The sequence below is a fragment of the Mameliella sp. MMSF_3455 genome, from assembly GCF_030733205.1.
In the GTDB taxonomy this organism is placed as follows: Bacteria; Pseudomonadota; Alphaproteobacteria; order Rhodobacterales; family Rhodobacteraceae; genus Antarctobacter.
In genome coordinates this window covers 118500-135488 of record NZ_JASHJL010000003.1, presented here as the reverse complement: position 1 = coordinate 135488, position 16989 = coordinate 118500, and the positions used below count along the sequence as shown (strand labels likewise).

Annotated in this window: 10 protein-coding genes; 4 read left to right on the top strand and 6 right to left on the bottom strand. The window is 60.4% G+C overall.

The features are described from left to right. Nucleotide 1 precedes the first annotated feature (1 nt). Nucleotides 2-1825: a TnsB C-terminal domain-containing protein gene (locus RBB42_RS02910; protein ID WP_305969676.1), complete on the bottom strand. Its 1824-nt coding sequence runs from the start codon at nucleotides 1823-1825 to the stop codon at nucleotides 2-4. A gap of 107 nt (nucleotides 1826-1932) precedes the next feature. Next, the gene (locus tag RBB42_RS02905) at nucleotides 1933-2643 is read right to left on the bottom strand and encodes a hypothetical protein (RefSeq protein ID WP_305969675.1); all 711 of its coding nucleotides are present in this window, start codon (nucleotides 2641-2643) and stop codon (nucleotides 1933-1935) included. Between the two features lie 444 nt (nucleotides 2644-3087). Here RBB42_RS02905 and RBB42_RS02900 point away from each other — a divergent pair, with 444 nt between their 5' ends. The 4 genes from RBB42_RS02900 (at nucleotide 3088) to RBB42_RS02885 (ending at nucleotide 10986) form a co-directional block, all read left to right on the top strand. Beyond that, complete coding sequence (locus RBB42_RS02900) at nucleotides 3088-3498, top strand: helix-turn-helix domain-containing protein (protein WP_305969674.1); 411 nt, start codon at nucleotides 3088-3090, stop codon at nucleotides 3496-3498. A 228-nt stretch (nucleotides 3499-3726) separates the two neighbouring features. Next, nucleotides 3727-8886, top strand: a complete 5160-nt coding sequence (locus RBB42_RS02895; RefSeq protein ID WP_305969673.1) for an ATP-binding protein — start codon at nucleotides 3727-3729, stop codon at nucleotides 8884-8886. 467 nt (nucleotides 8887-9353) lie between these two features. Beyond that, nucleotides 9354-10226, top strand: a complete 873-nt coding sequence (locus RBB42_RS02890) for a hypothetical protein (protein ID WP_305969672.1) — start codon at nucleotides 9354-9356, stop codon at nucleotides 10224-10226. A 4-nt stretch (nucleotides 10227-10230) separates the two neighbouring features. Beyond that, entirely contained in the window at nucleotides 10231-10986 is a 756-nt protein-coding gene (locus tag RBB42_RS02885; RefSeq protein WP_305969671.1) for a hypothetical protein, read from the top strand. 175 nt (nucleotides 10987-11161) lie between these two features. Here RBB42_RS02885 and RBB42_RS02880 read toward each other — a convergent pair whose 3' ends face one another. From RBB42_RS02880 to recF, 4 genes are all read right to left on the bottom strand, one after another. Continuing rightward, the gene (locus RBB42_RS02880) at nucleotides 11162-12400 is read right to left on the bottom strand and encodes an abortive infection family protein (RefSeq protein WP_305969670.1); all 1239 of its coding nucleotides are present in this window, start codon (nucleotides 12398-12400) and stop codon (nucleotides 11162-11164) included. A 214-nt stretch (nucleotides 12401-12614) separates the two neighbouring features. Continuing rightward, nucleotides 12615-15032 carry a DNA topoisomerase (ATP-hydrolyzing) subunit B gene (gyrB, locus tag RBB42_RS02875; RefSeq protein ID WP_305969669.1) on the bottom strand — a complete coding sequence of 806 codons (2418 nt, stop codon included), beginning with the start codon at nucleotides 15030-15032 and terminating at the stop codon, nucleotides 12615-12617. 327 nt (nucleotides 15033-15359) lie between these two features. After that, complete coding sequence (locus RBB42_RS02870; protein ID WP_305969668.1) at nucleotides 15360-15881, bottom strand: GNAT family N-acetyltransferase; 522 nt, start codon at nucleotides 15879-15881, stop codon at nucleotides 15360-15362. Next, on the bottom strand, nucleotides 15874-16977 hold the full coding sequence (recF, locus tag RBB42_RS02865; RefSeq protein ID WP_305969667.1) for a DNA replication/repair protein RecF: 1104 nt from the start codon (nucleotides 16975-16977) through the stop codon (nucleotides 15874-15876). The genes RBB42_RS02870 and recF overlap by 8 nt, the downstream gene beginning before the upstream one ends. Nucleotides 16978-16989: the final 12 nt, after the last annotated feature.

The following is a 16989-nucleotide window of genomic DNA, read 5'->3' as shown; positions in this document are numbered from 1 at the left end:
ATTATCCTCGTGCGGAGATCCGGTTACGCTGCTTCGGGGCGAGCACCGGCATCGTCGGGTGGGAGACATTGCCAGAAGGCATTGAGCTATTGGGGCCATTGCTGCGGTTTATGATTTCATCATCTCGCCGCTTGCGCCGGGCAGCATGTTGTTCCTTGCGCCCTTTGGTCGTCGCTTTAGACGGCTTATGATGCTTACCCTCTGCGAGGGCCGCGAGGACCTCCGCAGCACAGAGATAGTCGTCCGGGTCACGCCGATTTAGCGCGATGATGCGATCCCTTTCCGCGACAGAAATCGCGGGCAAGTCGGGATCTTTGCAAGGCACGTAGAATGCTTCGCCAGATTTCGGATGAGAAACGATTATCTCCCGGATGTCGGCCGGGTTAATGCGGATATCAACTTCGAGCTTTTCTTTCGTGTTTTTCTTCAAATGTCGCAGCTCTTTAGAGGAATACTGAACGTATCCAACCTCGATGCCGTAGCGGTGGACGATCCTCCTCTCCGCATAATGGAAGAACATCTGTGCGAGCTGCTGTTTACGGGGCGGCTCCGGCACGTAGTATTCGGTGGACAGGCGACGCCAGCTCTCAATGGGGCTCTCGCGGCGCTTCAGCGGCGACTGCACACGCCGACGCGGAATGACGCCATACACGTCGTAGCGCCACACCTGCACCTTTTGAACGAACTCATCAAAGGTCCAGCATGCCTCTGCCTTTGCCCGTTCATAACGTTCTTTGGAGGACAACTCGCGGGTCTGCGTGGCGCCGTCGAGCCTCGTTACGAAGTTCTTGAAAGTCGACATGGCGCGCTCGACAAACGGTTTCTTCTCTGGATGCCCAGGGATGTTCTTTTGCAGCTCGATGGCGGTCGTCGATAGCAGGCGATTGAGTATGCTACCGGAGTTTTCAGACCCTTGGTCCGCTACCACCGTGAGAGGAAGGCCTGCCACATGCACCCGGTTCTCGATGCCGAACCGATCGAAAAATTCTTCGTCGTTGCCTCTCATCGCCTCGTAGAGCGCGGTTACAGTGGTCAGTCCAGTGGGGTTCTCCAGGGAAACAACGAGCCCTACGATGAAACCGGACGCCGCATCCACCGCCAGCGTGACCCATGGCCTGATCAGCTTACCATCATAGATTACGAAGATGTCTGCCTGTGTAGAATCGACTTCGAGCCGATCGTAGGCATGTTCGATCATCTGAAAGCTGCCAGCTTGGAGCAGCGCTTTTCGCGCGGCCTTCTTTCCCAGCCGCCGCTTGATGACATCAGAATGAGGGATGTAGCTATCGATTATCGATTTTATAGCTTTTTCGCCGTGATTTCCCGGTTTTCCTTCCGGTCGCTGTTCGGAGAAGCGCTTCAGATATTGGAGCCTCGACTCACGAACCAGCTCTGTCATGTTCATGCGGTCTGAGGTTAGGTAAGAACTCTCGAGAAGATCGAGGACGACCTCGCGGAAAATTTCATCATAGCGAACGGTATAATTTCCGGACTGGTCTCGCTTATCAACCAGGCCAAGCTGACCCATTGCGCAATAATCTTTTCGATACTTTTGGATTGTCCGGACAGCCGGGAGCTTGGACGCGCGCGAAGCAAAACGCGGATCATTTTGCAACTTGATACGGATCGCGTCCATTACCTCGTCCCACTTGAGGCCCAACTCCTGGTAGCGGTCGGCGAGTTCAAGGACGCGCTTGCGGAAGGCTGCCTCCGAAATCTCATCGTCGCTCATGATACGGTCGCAGAATACCGGCTCTTGGCCCTCGGAGACATTTCCGAGGGCAATCTGCCGATGAAATTCCTCCAGGGTGATCTCAGTCCTCATTCCATTAAGATCGAGAACGACGGACGGCTTATCTTGGACGCGTCCGATCACACGGTATAGGATCTCTCCGTTCCGAAGATGGCGACCATCATATGCTTGTAGCTGGTTCATAGCGGCAAAACCTCGAGGTGCGATACATCACCGCCTACGCGGAGAAGCTTCGTCCGATCGCTGAAAGGGGCGCGTGAGAGGTCGGTCGCGAGAAGCCCTTGGAAAAGGGCCGCATAGACTTCCGCTCGCGTCAGGCCAAAGGACCGTTGGGCTTCTCCAAATGATACGCTGCGCGGGAACTGCGTCTCGATCAACTCACGTATTGCAGGTTCCAGACTGCGGTTCGGGAGGGCCCGGAGAATACGGAGATTCCGATGGTCCGCACGAGTGAACATTTTTTCCGTGACCAGAGTAAGTCGATGACCGAGTTGCTCCATGGCCGCGACCAAACGGCTGAACTCTGGGTTGCTGCGAAGCCAGCGACTATGCTTTCCTTCGACGAAGACGGTCTGTCCATTTACAAGCTCGAACAGGAAGTCAGGCGTGTAGACCCAAGGCTTGTAACGCGTCCCGTGCACCGCCTCGGTCAGAGCGGTCTTGGTCGGGTAGGCTTCGCCAGTGTGCAGGTCAAAAGTCGTGGGTTGGGGAAAGACCCGGCGAACCCTCGGGTCGACCTCAGCTGCCACGACGATGATGGATTCACCGAGGCTCTCCGTGTCAATAATGCCCATCGCCTTGCGGCAGGCCTGACGGTTCACCTTCTTTTGCAGACCTCGCTTGTAAATCGTGCGAGCGGGATTATCGGCAATGTTGTTTTCGAGCTGCATCCTTTAGACCTTTTTTGGGGCCATTATTGTCTGCGAGAATAGTGGGGCGACCCCGTGGCGACGAAAAATCCGCCAGCCGTTTGCCGCCCGAAAAAATCACAAGTAGCTGTATTTAATTGGATCTTTTTTCTGCACGTTGACGAGAAGGCAGGGATCTCGGGAAGTTTCCGTTTGGTGGTTGCCCAAGTTTGAACACAAAATTTAGCCCTATAGGTCTATTCGAAGAAATGAGCGTTCAGTGAAGGAGACCCGAGGCGATTCGCTTAGAGGGGCGTGCCGTCGGCTGAAATCAGGGAATACTTTGCGCTTTGAGGCCGCCCGGAGCGGCAACCCCTGGCGGCGCAGCTGCTCCATGCTGAAGTGATGCTCGCAACATCCAGTAGTCAGTGTCAGCATCATGCCCCTCCGAAGAGCATAGCAAGTGTGCTATACTACGGCTCCAAGATGGAGTTCCTGATCATGGTTGAGAGTCACAGATCCCTCCGAAACGCGCTTCAGCGTGCGCATCCAAAGCTCGCGGAGCATCAAGCCAAGAACGCCCGCAAGCGCGGGATTGCCGTCAGGCTACGCGCTCTGCGAGATGCAAGGGGACTGACCCAGGATGAAGTGGCTGCGGCGGCAGGAATGACGCAATCCATGATTGCAAGGTTGGAAGCCCTGACCGGGCCGGTGCCGAGCCTCCAGTCGATCGAGCGCTACGTTGATGCATGCGGGGGTCATCTGGCACTTCTTATCTCGGACAAAGAAATCGATAGCGAAGATGCATTCGGAGATGCTTTTGCGAAGGCGAGGGGACGCATCCCAGCGGATATCGATCTAAGCGTCGAAGACCCCCATTCCCCTCATGATTCCTGAACGAAGGCATAAGAGATCGACATCAGCTTCGAACCAGCCCGGTCACCGACTGCTATTGGCAGCGCCACTTTGGGTGTAAGAACATCGAAGTTGACGACGCCTGGTCGCGCCAGCATGAATTGAGATAGAAGGACGGCAAATCAGAAATCGGTCCGCATCAATTCAATTAAGTCCCCGCGGACGCCCGTTTCGCTTGACCACGCGTGCGATCGTTTGCACATCAATGTAATGGCGAAAGTAGAAAATACCTCCGACACTGAACCTGGCTCAAGCCCGGCATCGCGCGGCGCGGCAGGCGCCTATATTGAGGGCGAGCTCGGAGCGTTGTATCTGCTTGCGCTTCTGACCTGCAACCGGGCGCCGGGGCTGCCGTCCGCGCGCGTCACGGGCGTGCGCTTCCAAGGCGTCGAGCAGGGGTTCAAGCTCGACGACCTCATCATCACGGGCGTCGGCGCCAGCGGTGATACGCTACTCGAAATCCAGTCGAAGCGCGATATCCAGTTCTCGCCGAAGGACCCGGTCTACAAGGATGTCGCACTACAGATTGCCAGCAGCACCATTGGGGACGTCCCGGCGGAGCGCCATCTGTTCGGTATTGCCACGCAGCGGACCAGCCGCAAGATATCGGGTGCATATCAAGACGTGCTGGGCTGGGCGCGCAGCGCGGCCACAGCGGACGAGTTTTTCACCCGTCTGAAGGCCACGGGCGTGGCGAACGATGACATGCGCAAGTTCGTCGAGACGACGCGCGAGCATCTTGTCGCGGGCGGCGTCACCGACGAAAACGAGACGATCTGGCGGCTGCTGCGCCGGATACTGATCCTCGAATTTGATTTCGAGGCAAGCGCGCCGATCGCTCGCACCTACGGCTTGGCGCTCGCGCGGATGGCGCTGGCGGACGAGCAGATCGCACGCGCCGAGGCACTGTGGAGCCGCCTCGTCGATCTCTCGATCCAGACCGGCACGCGGGGCGGCGAGATCGATACCGCTGCACTCAAAGCCAACCTCGCCGAGGCCGATTTCAAGCTTGCCGGCGAACGCGAATACGGCCCGGCCCGGGCGCGGCTCGCCGAGCTCGCGCAAAACACGCTCTCGCCTATCGGGACGAACGTCGCAGGCGTCACGCTGCCGCGGCTGGCCGCGGTCGCAGCGCTCGACGATGCGGTAGAGACGCAGCGCTTCATCGTCGTGCGCGGCGATACCGGCGTCGGCAAATCCTGGGTGCTTCGCCACTATGCCGAGCGCGTTGCCGCAAATGCCCCGATCATCGTTCTCGACCGTGAGGCGACGCCCCCTAATGGCTGGTTGTATTTGGCGAACGCCCTCGGCATTCCCGGATCGGCGGATGCCTTCCTGACCGATCTGGCGGCGAGCGGTGGCGCTTACCTCTTCATTGACGGCATCGACATGGTCGATGATGCGGGGCGACAGCGCACGATCAGCGAGCTGCTGCGGGCCGCCGGCGCCATACCCGGCTTCACTGTGATCGCAACCGCGCGGCAGACCGGCGCCAGCGACGCCATCCCATGGCTCGACGACCAGATCTCGACCGCACTGGGCGGTATGCACGAGGTCAAGGTCGGAGCGCTGTCGGACGAAGAAGTCGCGATCCTGACCGATCAGGCGCCCGAGCTACGGATGCTGCTCAATGCCGGCCATCCCGCAGCGCAACTCGCGCGCAACCTCTACCGTTTGTCGCGACTGCTCCGCGAACCGAGCGCCGCGTCGGTCCGAACTGAGGCCGGGCTTGCGCAGCTTTGGTGGATCGGCGCCGATGGCGCGCCGACGGCCGAAGTGCGGGCAGCGCAGCGAATCCTCAGAGCACTGGCGACTGCCGCCCTCAAGGGCGACGCCGGAATCGATCTCGACGAGGATTCGTCCGCGCGAAACCATCTGCTCGGTGCTCAGTCGCTCCGCGAGGTCCGGCCCGACCGACTCGATTTCAATCACGACGTGCTGCGCGACTGGGCGATCGGGAATTACCTCGCCGAAGACCCGTCCCGCCTGGCAGTGTTCGACCTGGGCGGGCCCGTGTCGCCGCGCGTCGCCCGCGGTATCGAGATCGCCGCGCGGCTCGTGCTCGAGACCGGCGAGGATGCAAGTGCCTGGCACGATCTGCTCGAGCACCTGTCGCCTCCGAGCGCGCACGGCTCTTGGCGCCGACAAGCGATCCTCACCCTGGTCAGGTCCGAAGTCGCGACCGATCTGCTTGAAAAGTCGAGCGCCTCGCTGCTCGCAGAGGGCGGGGCACTCTTGACCGAGCTGTCAACTACTTTCGTCGCGGTCGAGACGCAGGCGGCAGCCGACATCATCACATTGCCCGATGGATCGGAGATCAACCTCCCGCGCTCGTTTCGAACCGACGTGACGGGATCGTCGGTCCTGGTGCTGCGCTGGATACTTGATCACGCCGCCGAGGTGCCAATGTCGGCGATCGACGCCGTGGTCGAGCTGGTCGAGATACAAATCTTCTTCCTCAAGATGCTCCCGTCGCTTGCCGAGCGAACGGCCCGGCTACTGTTCGACTGGCTATGCCAGCTCGATCTGCGCGACATGCCGGTCACGATCCCCGGGATTGAGGGACGCGCGCGCTGGTCAGGCGATGCGCGGCAGACGATCAAAAAGCTCCGGCAAATGGCGATGCTGCTCGGGTCCTTCGCGCCCGATGCCCTCAAGGCCTATCTCACCGCAATCACGGGCGACGGCGACCATCACAAGATCGAGGAATTGCGCCAGTTCTCGAGCGTGATCGCTCCCGTCGCGCCAGCCGAACTGGCGGTGATGGTTCAAGCGAGCTTGATCGAGAATACTCGTGGGCGGACTCGAAGGGACAGCGCGATGCGGGACGCCTTTAGCTTTGCTGATAGCGACTATCTGCCGCCCTCGCCCGCGCAGCCGCCGTTTCTCGACTTGCTAAACGCGGCGCCGACCGAAGGCCTGGCGTTAATCCGGGGGCTGGTCGATGAAGCGATAGCTTTTCACACCGATGGGCGCGAGCCAGGCGAAGACGTCATCACCGTCGACTTTGGCGAGGGGCCGCGCCTATTCCCCTGGAGTTGGACCTATGAATGGTCGCGAGGCCGTGGCAACGAATATGCGGTCGCTTCCGGGCTACTCGCGCTCGAGGCGTGGAGCCAGAAGCGGCTCGATGACGGCGATCCGGTCGAGGACGTGCTCGCCGATATATTGGGCCCAGAGGGCAGCGCGGCTGCCTATCTCCTCATCGCGATCGACGTGTTGTTGTCGCACGGCAGCGTCGCGCGTGTAGCGCTCGCGCCGTTCCTCGCGAGCCCGCAGCTCCTTGCCGAAGATCGCACCCGGCAGATTCATGACCAGATGGAGGCAGGGCGTGATACGCTGGGACTGAAGGATGAGCCGAAGGGTCCGGTGCGTTTGGCCGATCTGAAGGCAAGACCCTCGCGCGGCTATTCGCTGATCGACATCTTGCCGAATTTTCTGGCCGACGAGCCAGTCGGCAACGGGTTGCGAGCAGCGCTCGCTACGGCGGTCGAGACGCTCGAACCTTACGCCGCGCACGCGACTTTGAGCGCACCTGAGTTCGCCGGCCGCTATGCGCTTAACGTCCTCACTCTGGCGAACTGGTTCGAGCGGGAGGACGGCAATCTCGAATATCGGTCGCCCCCAGACGAAGCCGCGCATTTCGCGGCGCTCGAAGCCAAACGGGATGTGTCGGTTCAGGCGAGCGGGATGGAAGCGCGCATTTCGATGGCGGTCGACGGTGGGACGTATGCTACGGCCGAAACCGCACGCGACGCAGTCGCCTATGCCGAGGGCGACGTGCCCGATGGCAGCGATACTGACGCGCTCAAGTCGCGCGCAACGCGGCTGATCACGACGGCGCTGCTCGTCGCGCGTGACGGCGACGATGGGCTGCTGGCAGCACATGAAGCCTGGGTGCGGGAAGTTATCGGGATCACGCTTGAGGAGAAATCCGATCGAGGCAGCGGGTCTCGCGAGACCCTGCGCTACAACCGCCCGGCGATTGCGATCCTTGCACTGATCCATCTCTGGGCCCGGCTGAGTAAAACCGCGGATCGCGATGCGCTGGTCGCGCTTGCGACACGCAAGGATCGGGCGGCAGCCCCCGCGGTAGCGGCGGCTGTCCCACGCATCTTGGAGATCGAACCGCGTCTTTTCAAAGCGATGATGCGGGCGGCCTTTTCCAGCATGACGTGGCGTTGGAAAAGCCACAAACCGGAAGACGAGGCGGCGAAGGCGGCGTTCGAAGCGGAGCGTGCCGCCGGGACCGACGCGGCGGTGACAGCCGAACTGGCCTGGCTTGATGGCGGCGCTGAACCGAACTGGCCCGCTTGGCCCGAGGAGGGACCGAATCTGCGCCGGGCCAGCCGGATGCGGGTGCCGGGATCAGTCACACCTGAAGAGTTCGATGTCGACGACGCGCTGGAGACGGCGATCGACGTTCCGCCAACGATCCTTCACGCCGATCACCAGGCGGGGGCCCATTGGCTGGCAATCATACAGTTGGCGCCCGCGAACGCCATCGGCTGGCGGCAGGAGATCGTCTCGGCTTATGCTGAATGGACAGGCCGCATGAATGGGTTGGGCCAAGCGGCCGACGCCGAGATCAGCCGCGAGCCTACCGACTGGAATTTGCAATATTACGCGTTGTATGCCGAGCGGCTGCTCGACGGAGACGATGCGGCATTCGCCGCCGATCTGCCGTTCGTGACCGACCTGCCCGACGCGCCTTTTGCCGAGGTCGCGCAGACGGTCCAGCACGCCGCTGACGTGCTCTACTTCAACCACACCAGCCGCGCGCCGGAACGGCCAGTGGCGCTACGAGAAAAGCTCGTCACGCGGCTGATGAAGCTCAGCCGGTGGCGGAGCATCCTCGACCCAGGCGAAGCTCGGATCGGCCTGAATAGCGGTGGCGTCATCGGGCAAATGCTGTTCAATACCTATGGGCCGATCACCGGGACGCACAGCTATCTGGTGCCAACCGTGTTCGACCGGGTTGATCCATTTCTACCTATACTCCGCCCGATGTTGCCCGGGGGACCAACGGTGTTCGTCGCGCGCTGCACGATGAACCTGCTGCTGGTCGCGCCGCGTTCGCGCCATCTTGGTTTTCTGTTGGACGCAGTCGACGCTTGGTTCGGTCGCACGACGTCACCGGATCTGTGGATCGCGGCGGGCGTCGGCGGCCGCGTTATGCAATGGTTTGAAGCGTGTGTTGGCGAAGATCCGGGATTGCTCGAACCTGGCCACCCGGCGCGCACGCGGATCGATCGGGTGTTGGGCCGGCTGGTGGCGGTTGGTGTCGCCGAGGCGCATGATCTGGAGCAACGCGTCGCAGCGGCAGCCGAAGCCCAGGCGGTCGCTTCCGTCCCTCGCAAGCCGAGCTGAGGCTCGGGTCGGGGCGGACCTCGCATCAGGGGTAGGACAAGATCGTCGGGCTCGTCTCAGGGAACCTGTCCATCTCTTCCAGGATCGGGTTGGGAGAAAAGCAGCGCGCTGACATGAAGTGAAAGTTGAGTGATTGAGTCTGCTTTGGTCGATTGGGCGACGGCGGCTGCCCGTATCCTCTCGGCCCAGAGCTATACTCGGGATACTTTCAACGAATGGCAGCTTTGCGCCTGAACTGCCAAAGCTTAGCGAACGGCCCGAAGCCGACCTTAGTGAGGCCTTCAACGAATTACCGGTTTGAGCCCGATCTGGCCCATGTCCGACGTCGCCGCCCTCCTACCGTGGCCGACCTAAGTCACCACAGTAAGCGGTCGACCTTTCATTCAATGCGCCGTTTGGCAATCGAGTAATATTGACGTAGGGACGGGAGATGTTAGTTGCGAAACACTGACCAAGGGGAGCGGACTTTGGGCGAGGCAAAACGACGGGCGGCTGCCCGAAAGCTGGAATATGCAACGGTGGATCAAAGGTTGCGTCGGCTTGGGATTGATACAGCACAGTTTGGCTTCTACGACCAGCCGGCATTCTTGGCCGAGGAACGTAGCAACGGTGAATTCTTAGACCAGTATGCGATATGGGTGAAATCGCGTCCGCGCACGGCTGAATATGATGAACGAGCCCGCGAAATCGTTCCGCGATTAGCGGAATTCCTCGCAGAGTTATTCGAACGCGAAAATATGCATCGTAGTTGTGTTCATGCTTCGTCGATGATGCAGCGTATCCTCGACCGGCTTGGGGTCTGGAGCTTCGGCCTCAAGGGCTCAATGATCATGGAGGTTGAGTTCGAGAATCTCTGGCGAGGCCAGTGCATGTGCGACACCCCAGACTTCGCTGGTGCTGAACTTGGACATGCCTGGGTTGTCGCTCCGCCGTTCGAAATTGTTGACCCTACTATCCGGCTTCAGAATCCGCCGGGCGACGCAATGAACACATATACGCCGTCGATCGTCGCGGTTGAGAATACGTCTCTGACCAGGCCAACAATTGATGACGTCGTCGGCGCCGAATTGCGAGCGTCCTATGCCCAAAGAGAGGGGCGGATCGACATGCAGCTTCACCACCGGCTCGTCCCACAGCTCAAGGAATTCAGCCGTAATTTCCCCAGCCGAGAGGTTAGAATTGAAGAATTGAAACTTCGATATGTGCCCGCAGGTGTGCGGATTAGCGACGTGGTGCTTGAGGAGATAAACGGCGCTGGCGACCGACTGACAGGGGCTCAAGTTTGGAACGATTATATTGCGCCGGCCTTTTCAGAACATATTGTGCTGGGGGAGAATTAATCTCATGGGACCTGCGACGACGGAAGGTTGTGTGCTCAATTTATCAGAAGACGAGCTTGATCAGCATGTCTACAGAATTATGCCTGAAGAATATGTCATCAGTATTTTTACCAACCGGGAGAATGTTCTAAGTCAGGTCCACAAATGGAAGGATAAGTTTGAAAATTTCCAACTCAAGCTTGGAGGTATCCTGAACAATGAACCCTTCGAATTCGGGTTCCGGGACGATTTTGTTGGCCAATGTTGGTCGCGTGAGAACCTGTCGGAAGCGATGTGGGGCATCTACGCGAACGACCCTAACCGCCGGTTTATTCGGATTCGGTCGACACCGCGCAAGCTATTGTCCGCTCTCGTTCAGAAGCATCCCAAGATGCCGCAGGACACCTGCTTTATCGGCAAAGTTCTTTATAAGCGCGAAGAAGAACTAAAGGCCTACGTCCAGAATGGCGGCCGATTATACATTAGCGCGTCGCGGCTTGCAGAAAGCCTCCTGCTCAAGCGACGGTCTTTCAAGCATGAATGCGAGGTGAGACTGATCTATTTTGGTGATGCAAATCTCTACGATGACAAAGGGTTATACCGTTATGCCGTTAATCCACATGAGATGATTACGCAGATCATGGCCGATCCTAACCGGGATCGAACAACTTGGTTAGCGGACAAGGAGAGGCTGCGGGAGATCACTGGTTTCACTGGCGACATCAAGCGATCCAAAATCTACGATCCCCCCGATTGGCATGCGCCCACCTTCAACAGCTAAAACAAAAACCTCGCAAGCAAGGAGCGGATAGTTGTAGTTCAGGCAGCAGCACACCATCGTTCGTCCTCGGGGCAGCGAAAGACCGGATTCCGCCCCTTTCGGCAAATTGATCGGATGGGTGAGGCTTAGTTGCACGGTGAATCTGGGCAGACATTTATGTGGTTGCTCTGGTCTACTATTGGGTCAGGTGGCGATCCAAAACGAAATCGACGAATGTGCTGGCGGCTCCAATCGCAAGACGGGCATGGCGTGGTTGAAGCCCCTTGAAGTCGCGGCCGCGGCCGTGGCCCTTGCCATATGCGTTCCGCAATGGAGCGAGAGAATGCGCGATATTACCCAAGCTGGTCAGGATACCTCTGATTTCGTTTGCTCCTTTGGCGCTTTCGTCAATCCCATCTGGCATGATCTTGATCTCCTTGCGAAGGAACTTCAGCAACTCGGGGATTTCCGCCTTTTCAGGATATTCTACCCTTCGATCATCCAGGATCAGTTTGCAGCAGCTCTCGACGATTTCCTTGGCCAGGGCGATTGCCTCGCCAGGCTCACTGTCGCCGATGCGCTCGAGGCGTCGAAGGTCCTCGTAGAGCGTGTCTGAGTTCAGGGTGGCCGCCACGGACTTGATGCGCTGGACCGATCCACCCAGGGCGTGAACCTTGCGTTGCGGCACATAAGTCGGTCTGCCATCTATGATGGCGTCCTCGACGAGTTCCCATCCGTCAGCCCGCAGGTGACCGTTGAATGCCCTGGCGAGCGCGTCCTGCTCCGAGTCTTCTTTCCGGACGATGGGATGGAGAACCTCGCAGATGAACTTCAGGAAGATGTCCTGCTCGGCAGCATAGAGACGGAAGCGCGGGTCGCTGTAGACCCAATCCTGTGGCCAGTCGAAGTTGTTGATGCAGTGCTGCCAGATGTCCTGCTCGGCATTCTGGAAACGGCTGTCATGAGCGGGCAGGCAAGTTAGATCAAAGATCCGGCTGAGAAAGGCGATCTCATCCAAGGCGCCGTGCCAAACCGTCTCCCTGGCGCGCATTTCGTCGAGGATGGCGGCGCGTGTCCGTTCGCGGATCTTCCCGTCGGACAGACGCCGTCCCGCCGGCGGCGCGCGCATCGGCGAGATCTCCGCGCTCACCCAGTATCCATTATCCTTGCCTGTGACGAGTTCGAGGTTCTTCGAAATGATCGCGGCGATCTCATCCCGGCTGTTCTCGATCGACACGAAAACGCTGACCGGGACGCGAAGAAAGACAGTCCAGAGTTCGGTGCCGCCATCCCAATTGTCGTAGCCGACCTCGTCGATCTCGATGTCTGCCTGGCTCATGGCGCGAAGAGCATCGTGTTCGCCCTTCTGGCGAAGGAGCTCCGCCACGGTGGGCAGGCTGCCTTCGATCTCGCGTCTGATGCTCAGGTATCTCATAGGCTTCGGCTCAGAGTGTTGGAAAGAAGCAGGTTGGCAGTTCCCAACCCACCCTCCATCATTTCCCGTCTTTATTTTAGGCCACGGCGAAGCCTCGAAGAGCGGCCAGCGCCGAAACAGGTAGTATGCGTTTCGGCGTTGCCTGCGCAAACCTTTGGGCAAATCGCGCAAACTTATGGGGACCGCGCACGATTACACGCGATCCTACAAAAACTCAGAAGTCGAGGTTCTCGACGGTCAGGGCGTTCTGCTGAATGAACTCTCGCCGCGGCTCGACCACGTCTCCCATCAGCTTGGTGAACAGATCATCCGCCTCGGCCATGTCGTCAATCGTCACCTGCAAAAGGGTCCGCGCATCCGGGTCCAACGTGGTTTCCCACAGCTGGTCGGGGTTCATTTCCCCCAGGCCCTTGTAGCGTTGCAGGGTCAGACCCTTCTCGCCCTCGTCCAGGATGGCCTTGAGCAGGTCAAGCGGGCCCTGGATCAGCTGGCGGCGATCCTTGCGTTCCAGCGTCGAAGGTGTGCCGTAGATATGCTGCAGGCTCTCGGTAAAGCTGCCGGTCTTGCGCGCCTCGCCCGAGCGCAGCATCGGCCCGTCCAGCGTGCGGACCTCTTCGACACCGCGCAGGATACGCGCCAACCGAATGCCCTTGTCCTGGGTGATCCGACCGTTCCAGCCACGTTCGTATTCCAGAGCGATCAGGTCCAGCCGCGCGGCGACCTTGTCGGCCACGCCTTGCAGGTCGGCATCCACGGCGCCCGGAACAAAGGCCCCGGCGATGGCGGACTGCTCCAGGATATGGCGTGGGTAATGGGTGGGGAATGCGTCGAGCACGCGCTTGAGCTGCCGCGCCTCGTCGACCACGCGGACAAGGTCCTGCCCGACGATCACCTCGCCCGAGCTCAGGTTCAGCTGGGCATTCTCGATCCCTTGCTGGATCAGGTAGTCGTCCAGCGCCGTCTGATCCTTGAGATAGACCTCGGACTTGCCGCGCGCGACCTTGTACAGCGGTGGTTGCGCGATATAGAGGTATCCGCCCTCGATCAGTTCAGGCATCTGCCGGTAGAAGAAGGTCAGCAGAAGCGTGCGGATGTGCGCGCCGTCCACGTCGGCGTCGGTCATGATGATGATCTTGTGGTAGCGCAGTTTCGAGATGTCGAACTCATCCCGCCCGATGCCGGTGCCCAGCGCCATCACGAGGTTGCCGATCTCCTGGCTGGACAGCATACGGTCGAACCGCGCCCGTTCCACGTTCAGGATCTTGCCGCGCAGGGGCAGGATCGCCTGGTTGCGGCGGTCACGGCCCGTTTGCGCCGATCCACCGGCCGAGTCCCCCTCGACCAGGAACAGTTCGGTCTTGGAGGCGTCCTTCTCGGAACAGTCCTTCAGCTTGGCCGCGTTGAAACTGACGTCCATCGCGGTCTTGCGACGGGTCAGCTCACGCGCCTTGCGGGCTGCCTCACGCGCCAGAGCGGCCTCGATGATCTTGCCGACGATCTGCTTGGCTTGCTGAGGGTTCTCCTCGAACCATTCGGCCAGCTTCTCGTTCATCAGGCTTTCGACCGCCGGGCGCACCTCTGAACTGACCAGCTTGTCCTTGGTCTGGCTGGAGAATTTCGGGTCCGGCACCTTGACCGAAAGCACCGCGGTCAATCCCTCGCGGGCATCGTCGCCGGTAAAATTCACCTTTTCGCGTTTCGCGATGCCCGACTCCTGGGCGTATTTCTGGATCGTCCGGGTCAGGGCGCCACGGAATCCGGCCAAGTGCGTGCCGCCATCCCGCTGCGGGATGTTGTTGGTGAAGGGCAGCACCGTTTCGTGGTAGGTGTCGTTCCACCACATGGCGACCTCGACCCCGATACCGTCCTTCTCGCCCTCCATGTAAACCGGCTCTGCCATGACGGATTGCTTGGAACGGTCGAGATACTTGACGAACTCGCGCACGCCGCCCTCGTAGTGCAGCTCGGTCTTGAGCGGCTCGGCGGGGCGCTCATCCTCCAGGATGATGCGCACGCCGGAGTTCAGGAAGGCCAGTTCGCGCAGGCGCTTTTCCAGCGTCTCGAAATTGTAATCCAGGTTGGAAAACGTGTCGGTCGAGGCAAGGAAGCGGACCTCTGTCCCGGTCTCGCCCTCGGCATCGCCGACAACGCGCAGGTGTTCGCTGGTCTCGCCATGTTCGAACTTGGCGTAGTGTTCCTTGCCGTTGCGCCAGATGCGGAGCTCCAACCAGACGGACAGCGCGTTGACGACGGAAACGCCCACGCCGTGCAGACCGCCCGACACCTTGTAGGAGTTCTGGTCGAACTTCCCGCCGGCGTGCAGCTGCGTCATGATGACCTCGGCCGCCGAAACCCCCTCTTCCGAGTGGATGTCGACGGGAATCCCGCGCCCGTTGTCCCGCACCGACACGCTGCTGTCGGCATGGATTTTCACATGGACATAGTCGGCATGTTTGGCCAGCGCCTCGTCGATGCCGTTGTCCACCACCTCGTAGACCATGTGGTGCAGGCCCGAGCCGTCATCGGTGTCACCGATATACATGCCGGGGCGTTTGCGCACCGCCTCCAAGCCTTTGAGAACCTTAATGGAATCGGCGCCGTACTCACTCGGCGCCGCGGGCTGGTCGGACATCGCCTGATCCTTTGTTATTTTGGCCCAAGTTATAGAGGTTTAGCGGGGGATTGTCACGCCACGGACACAATATTTGGTAATCCGTCAATGCGGGAATCGTGACAGCGTCAGATCACGGTGCAGCGCGTCCGTCATCCCGCACAGCGGGCGTTTTTCTGCTTTCTCCGCAGAAGCCCGCCGCGCTGGTTTCCGCAGCATTCAGTCGGTCACGGCGGCATGGGTTTCTCGCTCAACCGCATCCAGTGCAGCGCCGTGGCGGTGCGCAGAATGTAGAAGAATCGCTCGGGTCGGGGTCGATCATAGAAGCCTTCTACAGGATGCCAGCCCTCAGAACAGCGGCCCCAGCAGGTCAAGCTCGGCGCTGTCAGGCCAAGCCGCCCCGGTCAACGGAAGAACGCGCAAAAAGCGGCTCTGGACGTGGTCGACATCACCAGTGCGGGCGCCGGTCATGTCGACCCGGGTGTATGTGTTTGCAACAAGCCGGAATCCGGCCCGGTCATAAAGCGTGCGTTGACCAAAGAGCAGCGCGAATTTGGCATTGCTGTCCTTGCCGATGGCAAGCGTGCGATCCAGCAGGGCGGTGGCGATGCCCTGCCCACGCGCCCGTGGGGCGGTTGCGATATCGCCCAACCCGATAACATCGATCAGTTGTCCGTCGATGCGCACGGCGCGGTAGAACAGCGCGATATGGCCCAGGATCGTGCCATTGCGCCAGACGACCCGCAGATGAGGCCGCTGCTGATAGAAGCTGCGACCGCCAAAATCCGTGGGAAAAGAGGCCCGCAGCAACTCTGCCACCTGCGCCTCGTCTTCGGCAGTCAGCGCATGTTCAGGGATCACCTCAATCATGGCGCCGGACGTGGCTTTCGCCACCCTCTTCGGTCACTTCGAAATGCTGTGCCCGGTTGCCCAGTTCCGCAAAGAGTTCCGCCCCCGTTCCCGTCATCCAGGCCTGCGCACCCAAGCCGCAGATTTCGTCGTAGAGCGCGGCGCGACGGGTCGCGTCCAGATGGGCCGCAACTTCGTCCAGCAAGAGGATCGGCGCGGCGCCAAAATCCTGTGCCAGGGCGCGCGCATTGGACAGGATCAGCGAAATCAGCAGGGCCTTCTGTTCACCGGTCGAACATTCGGAGGCGGGCACAGCCTTGGCAGCGAAAACCCCGTAGAGATCGCTTCGATGGGGGCCAACCAGCGCGCGCCCCGCCCCCATGTCGCGGAACCGGCTTTCGGCCAGGGCATCGCGCAGGTCTTCCTCGGCCTGCGGCAGGCTGCCCTCTGACTGCACCAACTCCAGGTCGGCGGCGGGAAAGGCGGTCTCTGCCTCGGCTTGCGCGGCCTGCAAGCGGGCCAGGGCCTCCTTCCGGTTGGCTGTCAGCAACGCCCCGGCGCGGGCCATCTGCGATTCAAGCGCGACGTACCAATGCGGGTCGCGGACCTCTTCCTTGAGCAGACGGTTGCGTTCGCGCATGGCCTTTTCATAGTCCAGCGATGCCTGCGCATGATCGGGATAGAAAGACAGGGTGAGTCGGTCGAGAAACCGCCGTCGCCCTTCGGCCCCCTCGATCCACAGCCGGTCCATCGCCGGGATCAGCCAGACGGTGCGGGCGATGCGGCCCAGCGCAATCTGACTGGCGGATTTGTCGTTGATCGTGACCTGACGCGCGCCGCCGTTTTCCGAGGCGAAGGCGATCTCGTGCTGGCCTTCGGGGCCGGTCAACTGCCCGGTGATCTTCCACCCCAGGCTTTCCGGTCGCCGCGCCATTTCCGCGGCCGACGCCCGGCGCATCCCGCGGCCTGGAGAAAACAACGAGACCGCCTCGATCAGGTTGGTCTTGCCTGCGCCGTTCGGGCCAAAGATCGCCACCGGTCGTGGATCAACCGCCACCCGCGCCATGCGGTGCGAGCGGAAATGCGACAGGGTCAGCTGGGTCAGGGCGAGCGGCATGAGACGAGACGA

What these genes read in the sequence shown, in the direction of transcription:
- RBB42_RS02910 (WP_305969676.1), bottom strand. Translation starts at nt 1,825, where the DNA reads ATGAGGACTGAGATCACCCTGGAGGAATTTCATCGGCAGATTGCCCTC.
- RBB42_RS02905 (WP_305969675.1), bottom strand. Translation starts at nt 2,643, where the DNA reads ATGCAGCTCGAAAACAACATTGCCGATAATCCCGCTCGCACGATTTAC.
- RBB42_RS02900 (WP_305969674.1), top strand. Translation starts at nt 3,088, where the DNA reads ATGGAGTTCCTGATCATGGTTGAGAGTCACAGATCCCTCCGAAACGCG.
- RBB42_RS02895 (WP_305969673.1), top strand. Translation starts at nt 3,727, where the DNA reads ATGGCGAAAGTAGAAAATACCTCCGACACTGAACCTGGCTCAAGCCCG.
- RBB42_RS02885 (WP_305969671.1), top strand. Translation starts at nt 10,231, where the DNA reads ATGGGACCTGCGACGACGGAAGGTTGTGTGCTCAATTTATCAGAAGAC.
- RBB42_RS02880 (WP_305969670.1), bottom strand. Translation starts at nt 12,400, where the DNA reads ATGAGATACCTGAGCATCAGACGCGAGATCGAAGGCAGCCTGCCCACC.
- gyrB (WP_305969669.1), bottom strand. Translation starts at nt 15,032, where the DNA reads ATGTCCGACCAGCCCGCGGCGCCGAGTGAGTACGGCGCCGATTCCATT.
- RBB42_RS02870 (WP_305969668.1), bottom strand. Translation starts at nt 15,881, where the DNA reads ATGATTGAGGTGATCCCTGAACATGCGCTGACTGCCGAAGACGAGGCG.
- recF (WP_305969667.1), bottom strand. Translation starts at nt 16,977, where the DNA reads ATGCCGCTCGCCCTGACCCAGCTGACCCTGTCGCATTTCCGCTCGCAC.